Origin of the sequence: Pseudomonas sp. GM78 (assembly GCF_000282475.1) — a bacterium.
Lineage (GTDB): Bacteria > Pseudomonadota > Gammaproteobacteria > Pseudomonadales > Pseudomonadaceae > Aquipseudomonas.
Window position 1 is genome coordinate 1 of record NZ_AKJF01000232.1, and the last position, 9088, is coordinate 9088.

Annotated in this window: 5 protein-coding genes; all 5 read left to right on the forward strand. The window is 62.7% G+C overall.

The genetic code is table 11. From position 1 onward, the window contains the following. Window positions 1-87: 87 nt before the first annotated feature. The 5 genes from PMI35_RS00050 (at window position 88) to PMI35_RS00030 (ending at window position 8829) form a co-directional block, all read left to right on the forward strand. Window positions 88-1176 carry a WD40/YVTN/BNR-like repeat-containing protein gene (locus PMI35_RS00050; RefSeq protein ID WP_008066763.1) on the forward strand — a complete coding sequence of 363 codons (1089 nt, stop codon included), beginning with the start codon at window positions 88-90 and terminating at the stop codon, window positions 1174-1176. 16 nt (window positions 1177-1192) lie between these two features. After that, window positions 1193-3712, forward strand: coding sequence for an efflux RND transporter permease subunit (locus tag PMI35_RS00045; RefSeq protein ID WP_008066766.1), 2520 nt, complete (start codon window positions 1193-1195; stop codon window positions 3710-3712). Window positions 3713-3718: 6 nt separating this feature from the next. Further along, window positions 3719-5497: an acyl-CoA dehydrogenase C-terminal domain-containing protein gene (locus PMI35_RS00040; protein ID WP_008066768.1), complete on the forward strand. Its 1779-nt coding sequence runs from the start codon at window positions 3719-3721 to the stop codon at window positions 5495-5497. A gap of 19 nt (window positions 5498-5516) precedes the next feature. Then, complete coding sequence (locus tag PMI35_RS00035) at window positions 5517-7160, forward strand: fatty acid--CoA ligase (RefSeq protein ID WP_008066770.1); 1644 nt, start codon at window positions 5517-5519, stop codon at window positions 7158-7160. 343 nt (window positions 7161-7503) lie between these two features. Beyond that, on the forward strand, window positions 7504-8829 hold the full coding sequence (locus PMI35_RS00030; RefSeq protein ID WP_008066773.1) for an OprD family porin: 1326 nt from the start codon (window positions 7504-7506) through the stop codon (window positions 8827-8829). Window positions 8830-9088: the final 259 nt, after the last annotated feature.

A 9088-nucleotide genomic window follows, 5' to 3' on the forward strand; every position in this document is an offset into this window, starting at 1 on the left:
CGCTCCCACATGACCTGCACGGCGCAAGATTTGAACGTCGGGCACACGGCTGTGTGTCCCGGCGCGGTTTTCCGAAGAGGATGCGGTATGTGTTCATACAAGAATTTCAAGCACGTGGCGTTTGGCCTGGCGCTCAGCCTGTTACAGGGCGTCACCCACGCGGCCGATTACGTCGATGTGCTGGACCTGCCGGCCAGGGTCAGTGCGTTGGCCAGCAACAGCCCTTTGTCCGGCATGGCCCGCGCCGGTGAGCGCGTGATCGCCGTTGGCCAGCGCGGCCACATCCTGTTTTCCGATGACGCCGGCAAGCACTGGCAACAGGCTGCCGTGCCGGTCAGTGCCGACCTCACCGCCGTGAGTTTTCCCAACGCCAGTCAAGGCTGGGCGGTCGGCAATGACGGCGTGGTGCTGCACACAAGCGACGCTGGCGTGACCTGGAACAAGCAACTTGACGGTCGCCAGATCGGGACCTTGCTGGTCAAGCATTACACGGCGCTGGCCAGTGCCGAACCGGGCAACGAGCAATGGCCGCTGCTGGTCGCCGAAGGCCAGCGCCTGGCCGAGCAGGGCGCCGACAAACCGCTGCTCGACGTCTGGTTCGCCAATGACAAAGTCGGCTATGTGGTCGGCGTGTTCAACCTGATCCTGCGCACTGACGATGGCGGCCTGAGCTGGACACCGTTCCAGGATCGCACCGACAACCCGCAAGGCTTGCACCTCAACGCCATCGCCTCCACCGGCGACGGTCTGTACATCGCCGGCGAGCAAGGCCTGTTGCTCAAATGGGATGACCAAACCCAACGCTTCGCCGCCGTGCCGACACCCTATCAGGGCAGTTTCTTCGGCGTGCTCGGCAAGCCTGGCGAAGTGCTCGTCTACGGCTTGCGCGGCAACGTGTTGCGCAGTACCGACGGCGGCCAGAACTGGACCGCGCTGGACAGTGGCCTGCACGTCAGCATCACCGCCGGCCTCGTCGATGCCCGGGGCAATTACCGCCTGTTCACCCAGGGCGGGCAGATGCTGGTCAGCCAGGGCACTGGCGCGCAATTGCATCTGGTGCAGCAACCGGCACGCACCCCGGTCGCCGGTGCCACCCAGGCCGCCGACGGCGCGTTGGTGGTAGCGGGCAGCCGTGGCGCCCAGGTGCTAGCCGCCGATCCAGCCCTCGAACTTTAATAGCGAGAACCCAGACATGGGCAATATCAAACAAGACGCCATGCCGGTGATCCGTGAGCTGCGCGATTTCGACCGCCGTTCCGGCAACCTGCTCGAACGCCTGGTGTTCAACTATCGGCCGCTGTTCATGCTGCTGATGGCCCTGGCCACCGTGGTCCTGGGCTTCATGGCCGTGACCCGCCTGGAACTGCGCCCCAGCTTCGAGAAGATGATTCCGCAGAGCCAGCCGTACATCCAGAATTTCCTGGAGAACCGCCAGTCGTTGCGCGGCCTGGGTAACTCGGTGCGGGTGGTGGTGGAGAACACCCAGGGCGATATTTTCGACCCTCAATACCTGGACGTGCTCAAGCAGGTCAACGACCAGCTGTTCCTCACCGAAGGCGTCGACCGTGCGTGGATGAAGTCGCTGTGGAGCCCGGCGGTGCGCTGGACTGAGGTCACCGAGCAAGGCTTCCAGGGTGGCCCGGTGATGCCCGACACCTATGAGGGCAAACCCGAGCAAATCGAACAGCTGCGCCAGAACATCGGCCGTGCGGGTATCGTCGGCAGCCTGGTGGCCAGCGACTACAAGTCGAGCATGCTGATCGTGCCGCTGCTGGACAAGTCCGCCGCGGGTGGCCAGCGCATCAACTACCACGCCTTTTCGCAGATGCTCGAAGAACAGTTGCGCGACAAGATCGAATTCGCCGGCGACAGCGCCGCGCGTAAATCCGGGGAAGAGGGCAAGGGCCCGTACAAGGTGCGGGTGATCGGTTTCGCCAAGCTGATGGGCGACCTGATCGACGGCCTGATCCAGGTGATGATGTTCTTCGGCCTGGCCGTGGTCACCTCGCTGGTCATCATCTACGCCTACACCCGTTGCGTGCGCAGCACCCTGTTGGTGGTCGGCTGCTCGCTGATCGCGGTGGTCTGGCAACTGGGCATCGTCGCCTGGCTGGGCTACGCCATCGATCCGTACTCGGTGCTGGTACCGTTCCTGATCTTCGCCATCGGCGTGTCCCACGCGGCGCAGAAGATGAACGGCATCATGCAGGACATCGCCCGTGGCACCCACAAGCTGATTGCCGCGCGCTACACCTTCCGCCGTCTGTTCATCGCCGGGGTCACCGCATTGCTGGCTGACGCGGTGGGCTTTGCCGTACTGATGCTGATCGACATCCCGGTGATCCAGGACCTGGCGATCACCGCCAGCATCGGTGTCGCGGTGCTGATCTTCACCTCGCTGTTGCTGATGCCGGTGGCGCTGTCCTACATCGGCGTTGGTGCCAAGGCGGCCGAGCGTGCACTGAAAATCGACACCCGTGCCGAGCACCACAAAGGCTTCGGTAAACTGTGGGATCTGCTCGATCGCTTCACCACGCGCCGCTGGGCCACGGGCGCCGTGCTGGTCGCGGTGCTGATGGGCATCGGCGGCTTCATGGTCAGCCTGCAACTGAAGATCGGCGACCTTGAAAGCGGGGCGCCGGAGTTGCGCGCCGACTCGCGCTACAACCGCGACAATGCCTACATCACCAGCCACTACGCGCTGTCCAGCGACCTGTTCGCGGTGATGATCAAGACCGCGCCGGAAGGCTGCCTGAACTACAAGACGCTGGTCCTTGCCGATCGCCTGGCCTGGGAACTGCAGCAGTATCCGGGTGTGCAGGCGACGTCCTCGCTGGTCAACGCGGTACGCCAGATCACCGCCGGCACCTATGAAGGCAACCCCAAGCTCAACAGCATCCAGCGCAACCAGGACGTGCTGAACTATGCCGCGCAGCAAGCCTCGGTCAACTCGCCGGAGTTGTTCAACAACAACTGCTCGCTGATGCCGGTGATTGCTTTCCTCAAGGATCACAAGGCCGAGACCCTGGACGCCGTGGTGGCGATTGCCGACAAGTTCGCCAAGGAAAACAGCACCCAGGATCGTCAGTTCCTGCTGGCCGCCGGCAGCGCCGGTATCGAGGCTGCGACCAACATCGTGGTGCGCGAGGCCAACCGCACCATGCTGCTGTACGTCTACCTGGCGGTGACGCTGTTCTGCCTGATCACTTTCCGCAGCTGGCGCGCCACGCTGGTGGCGCTGCTGCCGTTGGTGCTGACCTCGATCCTGTGCGAAGCGCTGATGGTAGCCATGGGCATCGGCGTGAAAGTCGCGACCCTGCCGGTGATCGCCCTGGGCGTGGGGATTGGCGTCGACTACGCCTTGTATCTGCTCAGCGTGCAATTGCACTTCCAGCGCCAGGGCTTGCCGCTGTCCCAGGCCTACCGCAACGCCGTGTCGTTCACCGGCCGGGTGGTCGGGCTGGTCGGTATCACCCTCGCCGCTGGCGTGGTGTGCTGGGTCTGGTCGCCGATCAAGTTCCAGGCCGACATGGGCATCCTGCTGACCTTCATGTTCCTGTGGAACATGCTCGGTGCGCTGATCCTGATTCCCGCCCTGTCGTACTTCCTGCTGCGTGAACGGGCACCGCAGCCCGGCACTGTCGCGGCAAGCGAAATCACTGAATCCACTGAACGTCACGGCATGCCCCATGCCGTGACCACTTCCGAGTAAGTCAAGATGTCTGATTACAAAGCTCCCCTGCGCGACATGCGCTTCGTACTCAACGAGGTCTTTCAAGTGTCCCGGCTCTGGGCCCGGTTGCCCGGCCTGTGCGACGTGATCGATGAAGAAACCGCCGCCGCCATCCTCGAAGAAGCCGGCAAGATCAGTGGCGAAGTCATCGCACCCTTGAACCGCGCCACCGACGAGCAGGGCTGTACCTGGAGCGAGGGTTCGGTCACCGCGCCAAACGGTTTTGCCGAGGCCTATCAAGCCTTCGCCGACGGCGGGTGGGTCGGTGTCGGCGGTGATCCGCAGTACGGCGGCATGGGCATGCCCAAGGCGATTTCGGCGCAGGTCGAAGAGATGGTCAACGCGGCCAGCCTGTCGTTCGGTCTGTACCCGATGCTGACCGCCGGCGCCTGCCTGTCGATCAAGGCGCACGCCAGTGAAGAACTCAAGGAGCGTTACCTGCCGAACATGTACGCCGGCACCTGGACCGGTTCGATGTGCCTGACCGAGGCCCATGCCGGCACCGACCTGGGGCTGATCCGCACCAAGGCCGAGCCCCAGGCGGATGGCAGCTACAAGGTCAGCGGCAGCAAGATCTTCATCACCGGCGGCGACCACGACCTGACCGAGAACATCATTCACCTGGTACTGGCGCGACTGCCGGATGCCCCAGCGGGGCCCAAAGGCATCTCACTGTTCCTGGTGCCCAAGGTGCTGGTCAATGCCGACGGTTCCCTGGGCGAGCGTAACTCGCTGTCCTGCGGTTCGATCGAACACAAGATGGGCATCAAGGCGTCGGCCACCTGCGTGATGAACTTCGACGGCGCGACGGGCTGGATCGTCGACGCACCGAATAAAGGCCTGGCGGCGATGTTTACCATGATGAACTACGAGCGCCTGGGCGTGGGTATCCAAGGCCTGGCGCAGGGCGAACGTTCCTACCAGAACGCCCTGGCGTACGCCCGTGACCGCCTGCAAAGCCGTGCGCCAACCGGCGCGCAGTGCAAGGACAAGTCGGCCGACCCGATCATCGTCCACCCCGACGTGCGCCGCATGCTGTTGACCATGAAAGCCCTGAACGAAGGCGGCCGTGCGTTCTCCAGCTACGTGGCCCTGCAATTGGACATCGCCAAGTTCAGCGAAGACCCGACCGAGCGTTCCCGCGCCCAGGAGCTGGTGGCCTTGCTGACCCCTGTGGCCAAGGCGTTCCTCACCGACATGGGCCTGGAAACCACCCTGCACGGGCAGATGGTGTTCGGCGGCCATGGCTACATTCGCGAGTGGGGCCAGGAGCAACTGGTGCGCGATGTGCGCATCACGCAGATCTACGAAGGCACCAACGGCATCCAGTCCCTGGACCTGGCCGGGCGCAAGATCGTCGGCAGCGGCGGGGCGCTCTACCGCCTGTTCGCTTCGGAAATCCGCAACTTCATTGCCAACGCCCGCACTGAGCTTGGCGAGTTCACCCAACCGCTGAGCGCCGCGGTGGACACTCTCGACGAGCTGACGGCGTGGTTGCTGGACCGGGCCCAGAACAACCCGAATGAAATCGGCGCAGCCTCGGTCGAGTACCTGCATGTGTTCGGCTACACCGCCTACGCCTACATGTGGGCGCGCATGGCCGAGGCCGTCGTCAGCGGCGATGCCGAGGACGATTTCTACACCAGCAAACTGGCCACCGCGCGTTTCTACTTCGCCCGGTTGCTGCCGCGTATCCACTCGTTGAGCGCGTCGGTCAAAGCCGGCAGCGACTGCCTCTACGAGCTGCAAGCCGACCAGTTCTAAAGGACAAGGAATCTTAATCATGATGGCGACAAAAATAATTCCACCCGCCGAAGGCGCCTATGCCTATCCCTTGCTGATCAAGCAATTGCTGCTGTCCGGGGTGCGTTACGAACCGGGCCGGGAAATCGTCTACGCCGACAAACTGCGCTACAGCTACCAGACCCTCAACCAGCGCATCCGCCGCCTGGCCAATGCGCTGACTGCGGCCGGGGTCAAGGCCGGGGACACCGTGGCCTTGCTCGACTGGGACAGCCATCGCTACCTGGAATGCTTCTTCGCCGTGCCGATGATCGGCGCGGTGCTGCACACGGTGAACATTCGCCTGTCGCCGGAGCAGGTGCTGTTCACCATGAACCACGCCGAGGACGACCTGGTGCTGGTGCATGATGATTTCCTGCCGCTGGTCGAGCAGATCCAGGGGCGGTTGACCACGGTCAAAGGCTTTGTGCAGCTCACCGATGACCAGGCAACCGCCACTTCATTGCCGGTGCAGGGCGAGTACGAGCAGTTGCTGTCCCAGTGCCCGGACCAGTACGACTTTCCCGATTTCGACGAGAATTCGGTGGCGACGCTGTTCTACACCACCGGTACCACCGGCGACCCCAAGGGCGTGTATTTCACCCATCGCCAACTGGTCCTGCACACCTTGAATGCCGTGGGCACATTGGGCGTTTATCAGGGAACACCATTGCTGCGTTCCGACGACGTCTACATGCCGATCACGCCGATGTTCCATGTGCATGCCTGGGGCGTGCCCTACGTCGCTACCCTTATGGGCATCAAGCAGGTGTACCCCGGCCGCTACGAACCCAACAGTCTGGTCCGCCTGTACCAGGAGGAGAAGGTGACCTTTTCCCACTGCGTGCCAACCATCCTGCAAATGCTCCTCACCTGTGAGCAAGGCAAGTCCGCCCGTTTCGACGGCTGGAAAATGCTCCTGGGCGGCAGCGCGTTCCCATTGGGCCTTGCCAGCGAAGCCACTGCCAAGGGCATGGTGGTGCACGCCGGCTACGGCATGTCGGAAACCTGCCCGCTGCTGTGCCTGACTTACCTGCGCGATGAAGACCGCAAGCTACCCCTCCAGGCCCAACTGCCGACGCGCATCAAGACCGGCACCCCGGTGCCGATGGTCGACCTGAAAATCATCGATGCCAGTGGCAATGACGTGGTGCATGACGGCGAATCCCTGGGCGAGATCGTGGTGCGCGCACCCTGGCTGACCCAAGGCTATTTGAAAGAGCCGCAAAAAGGCGCCGAGCTGTGGCAGGACGGCTGGCTGCACACCGGCGACATGGCGTCCATCGACCCGTTGGGCGGCGTGGAAATCAAGGATCGCATCAAGGACGTGATCAAGACCGGCGGCGAGTGGATCAGCTCCCTGGAGCTGGAAAGCCTGATCAGCGAACACGAGGCGGTGCTGTCGGTCGCGGTGGTGGGCATTGCCGACGAACAATGGGGCGAACGGCCCATGGCCCTGGTGGTGGCCGAGCCGGGGCAGTACCTGGACCGCAAGATCCTGGAGGCGCACCTGCAAGGGTTTGTCGAGCTCGGCCGGATCAATAAATGGGCGATCCCCAAGCAGTTCAAGTTCGTCGCCGAGATCCCCAAGACCAGCGTTGGCAAGATCAACAAGAAGCTGATCCGGGAACAGGCGCTGGCCTAAGCCGAGACGTTCAACACATAAAAAACATTGTAGGAGCCAGGCTCGCCGGCGAAGGCGCCCTCGAATATTGCCTAGACCTCTCGGGCCTCTTCGCCGGCAAGTCGGATCGCCGCACCGCTGGCTCCTACAAGGTTCCGTCGCCATACCTTTCACCGAGGTATGGCCCTCCCGATTTCGATGAAAATCCCCCCGCGCGTTTTGCAAAAACCACGAGGTTGCGTACCTCATTGCGACAACTCTTATCCCTCTACGGAAATTACTTTCATCTCGTTTGAAGTTCGTGCCTCGAAATGTTCTAAGAGTTTCACAAATATTTCGACGTGACCCTCTTGAGGAGTACCGCATGTTCAAACGAGCAATACCCGCCGCCATCCTGTTGTTCAGTGGATCGATCGGCGCACAGGCCGCAGAGCCTGGCGCACGCGGCTTTCTGGAAGACAGCAAGGCCAGCCTTTCCATGCGTACCCTGTACTTCAACAGCGATAACCGCGACGGCAGCGCCGACCCTTCCAAAACCGAAGAGGCCGCCCAGGGTTTCGTGCTGCGTTATGAATCGGGGTTCACCCAGGGCACCCTGGGGTTCGGGCTCGATGCCCAGGCGTTGCAAGGGATCACCCTGGACAGCGGCGCCGGGCGCCACGTCGGCAGCGGCATGATTCCCTCGAAGGGCGACGGTGCGGCCGACGCCTGGAGCAGCTTCGGCCCCACAGCGAAGATGCGCGTCGCCAAGACCGAATTGCGCTACGGCACGCTGCTGCCAAAGTTGCCGATCCTGCTGTCCAACGATGCCCGTGTGTTGCCGCAGTCCTTCACCGGCGGCCAAGTCACGTCCAAAGACATCGATGGCCTGACCCTGACCGGTGGGGTGCTGGAGCACGCGGTCGGACGTGCCTCGACCGACCGCACCGGCCTGTCGGTTGCCGGTGGCACCCAGGACAGCAACAAGTTCTATTTCGCCGGGGGCGACTACCAGGTGACCCAGGCGCTGAAGGCGCAGTACTACTTCGCGCAACTGGAGGATTTCTACAACCAGAACTTCATTGGCCTGACCCACATCCTGCCCATCGACAGTGCCAGCGCCATCACCACTGACCTGCGTTATTTCCGCACCACCTCCAGCGGCGCCAACAGCTCCGCCGCAGGCCGCGCGCAAGGCTATCGCGTGTCGGGTTACACCGAGGACAACAACGGTGAAATCGACAACGACACCTGGGCCGCGATGATCACCTATACAAACGGTGGCCATGCCGTGGCGCTCGGCTACCAGCAAGTGGGCGATGGCAGCAATTTCGTCCAGCCCAACCAGGGCAGTCTGGTGGACAAAGGCGCGGGCGGCGGCAGCGTCTACCTGCCGACCGACCGCATGATCCAGAGCTTTGCCCGCGCCGGGGAGCAAACCGCTTTCGGTCAGTACTCCTATGACTTCGCGCCCCTGGGAATCCCGGGGCTGAAAGCGTCAGTGGCGTATCTCAAGGGCACCGACATCAAGGTGCAAAACGCTGCGGACCAGTCCGAGTGGGAGCGTGACATGACGCTGGACTATGTGATTCAGTCGGGTTCGCTCAGGGGGCTTGCGTTCAGCGTGCGCAATGGTAAGTCGAACACTGATGCCGGGCGCAACGTTGACCAGAATCGCTTCATCATCAACTACACCCTGTCGCTGCTATAACGGCCGTTACATCCTCACGGCGAATGGAACCCTTGTAGGAGCCCGGCTTGCCGGCGATGGCGGCCTGACAGCCGACCAATCTTCCGTGGCTGTACCCGATCAATTGTGGGAGCTGGCTTGCCAGCGAAGGCGGCCTGACAGCCGACCTGGACTTTGTTGACTGTGTACATATCCCTTCCTGCGGTAACGGCCACTTATGGTTTCGCCCTTACGGCGAGTCACTTGGAAAAGCCCCAAGTAACCAAGGGCTCTTGCCCCT